The following is a 2,528-nucleotide window of genomic DNA, read 5'->3' on the forward strand; positions in this document are numbered from 1 at the left end:
CACCCCACCGACCCCCGCCTGTGTGGGGGTGGTGTGGCTGTCTCCCCGCCGCCCCCCCCCCCCCCCCCCCACACCCCCCCCACCCCCCCCACCCCCCGCGACGCGGTGCGATCAGAGACCGGCAACCAGGCCGTTGATCGGGGCGGTGTTCAGACCGGTCACGCCCTCGACGGTGCCGACGACCGTGTTGACCAGGCCGTTCACGCCCGGGGCGATCTCGTTCACGGTATCCAGGGTGCTGTTGAGGGTGTTGGAGGACAGACCGCCGGAGACGTTGTCCAGCTCGGCGTCCGAGATCTCGACGGTCTCGACCTGGGGGGTGGAGTTCATGATGGAACTTCCCTTCATATGGGTATTTCACAAGGGGGAGAGCGGCCCCCTCTGGGGACAGACGGACGGCCGCGAAACCGGGGGCGCCGGGCACCCGTGGAGCGGGCACCGGGGCGAGCCCTGCGGTGCGATGGATCAAAGCACGCAGGCGGCGCCCGCTTCCAATCAACCAGGGCGCCCACCAGGCAGTTTGTCGCGGAGACGCACGGATCCGTGCAGGTCCGCCCACACCTTGTCGGCGACTCCTTCACATGCCGCACGGCATCGTCGCACCGGCGGCCTTGCCCGCCGCGCGGCGAATCCGGCACTCCGCGCCAATGGTGTGACCGGGGGTAAGGGGATGTGCAGATCCGGCGCGGCCGGTGACCTGGTTGAGCATTCGATGTGCAGATTCCCTGAAGCAGGGATTCCGCTCTGTGTCCACAGCTGACCGTTACCGATCGGTTGCCGAGCGTGTCAGTCCAGGATCGCGGAACGTGGCCGATTCACCCTGCCGGTCCGGCCGCCGGGAAGCGGAACTGAACGCACCGCCCGTCGACTGCGTACGTACGGCCATCCAGGCGCCGTCAACGAACGAACTGTCAGGCACGAACTGCCCATGGAGCGAGAGCCCATGAACGGCAGACCCCCGTCCCCAGGAGGTCGAGAAGTTTGAGTCACAAGCGAATGCCCAAGCGCAAGGCCGCGATAGCGGTGGGCGGTGTCGCGGCGCTCGGAGCGGCGGCCCTCCTGCTCCCCAACGCCAACGCCTCCCAGGACCGGGGCGGGTCCGCCGGCGCCACCGGCACCGCCCGGACCCTGAAGGCGACTCAGGCCTCGGGCCTCGCCGCCCGGTTGCAGAAGACCCTCGGCGACGCGGTCGCCGGCACCTACTACGACAGCGCCAAGCAGCAGCTGGTCGTCAACGTCGTGCACGGCGACGCCCAGGCCGCCGCCCGAGCCGAGCAGGCCGGCGCCGCCGTCCGCACGGTGGACCACAGCACCCGGCAGCTCAAGGCGGCCGCGCGGACCCTGAAGACCAAGGCGACCATCCCCGGCACCTCGTGGGCCATCGACCCGCGCACCAACAAGGTCCTGGTCACCGCCGACTCCACGGTCACCGGCGCCCGGTGGAACCGGCTCCAGTCCACCGTGCAGGGCCTCGGCTCCGGCATGGCGACCCTGAAGCGGTCCGGCGGCACCTTCAAGACCTTCGTCTCCGGCGGCGACGCCATCTTCGCCCAGACGCAAGCGGGCGGCGTCCGCTGCTCCCTCGGCTTCAACGTCACCGCCTCCGACGGCAGCCCCGCCTTTCTGACGGCCGGTCACTGCGGCGTCGCCGCCAAGCAGTGGTCCGACTCCCAGAGCGGCCAGCCCATCGCCACCGTCGACCAGGCGGTCTTCCCCGGCAACGACTTCTCGCTCGTCAAGTACGACGACCCGAACACCCAGACGTCGAGCGAGGTCAACACCGGCAACGGCCAGACCGTGCAGATCACCCAGGCGGCCGATGCCACCGTCGGCGAGACCGTGTTCCGCATGGGCTCCACGACCGGGCTGCACGACGGCCAGGTCACCGGCCTCGACGCCACCGTCAACTTCCAGAGCGAGACCGACCCGAACGGCGTCGACACCGTCAACGGCCTGATCCAGACCAACGTCTGCGCCGAGCCCGGGGACAGCGGCGGCTCCCTGTTCACCCAGGACGGCGGCGCGGTCGGCCTCACCTCCGGCGGCAGCGGCGACTGCACCAACGGCGGCGAGACCTTCTTCCAGCCGGTCACCGCCGCCCTCCAGGCCACCGGCGCGACCCTCGGGGACGGCGGCAACGCGGGCAACGCGGGCAACAACGGCAACGCGGGCAACAACGGCAACGGCAACGGCGCGGGCGACCAGTCGGGTGCGGGCGACCAGTCCGGCGCCTCGGCCGGCGACCAGAGCGGCGCCGGCGCCGACCCGTCGGCCTCGGCCGGCGACCAGTCCGGCAGCGGCTCGGCGAGCGACGGGTCCGGCGCCGGCTCCGCGGACGGCAACGGGACCTCGTCCCTGACCGGCACCCGCTGAGCCCGGCCCCACGAACGCCCTGCCGGCCCCGCGCGGTTCCGGCCGGCAGGGCCCGGGGGCGCCCCCCCCGGGGGGGGGCGGGGCAACCGCGCGGCCTGCGCCAGCCGCCGACCCCCCCCCCAGCGAGCCGACGGGGTGGGGCCGCAGGAACACAG

The 2,528-nt window shown here is 72.3% G+C and carries 2 protein-coding genes; one reads left to right on the top strand and one right to left on the bottom strand.

Translation table 11 applies throughout. The features are described 5' to 3' along the window. Window positions 1-111: 111 nt before the first annotated feature. Entirely contained in the window at window positions 112-330 is a 219-nt protein-coding gene (locus ACFVIU_RS33135) for a type A2 lantipeptide (RefSeq protein WP_385847102.1), read from the bottom strand. A gap of 666 nt (window positions 331-996) precedes the next feature. Here ACFVIU_RS33135 and ACFVIU_RS33140 point away from each other — a divergent pair. Continuing rightward, window positions 997-2,373, top strand: a complete 1,377-nt coding sequence (locus ACFVIU_RS33140; RefSeq protein ID WP_385847108.1) for a S1 family peptidase — start codon at window positions 997-999, stop codon at window positions 2,371-2,373. The last annotated feature ends 155 nt before the right edge of the window (window positions 2,374-2,528 follow it).

Origin of the sequence: Streptomyces sp. NPDC127190 (assembly GCF_042672505.1) — a bacterium.
Taxonomy (GTDB): domain Bacteria; phylum Actinomycetota; class Actinomycetes; order Streptomycetales; family Streptomycetaceae; genus Streptomyces.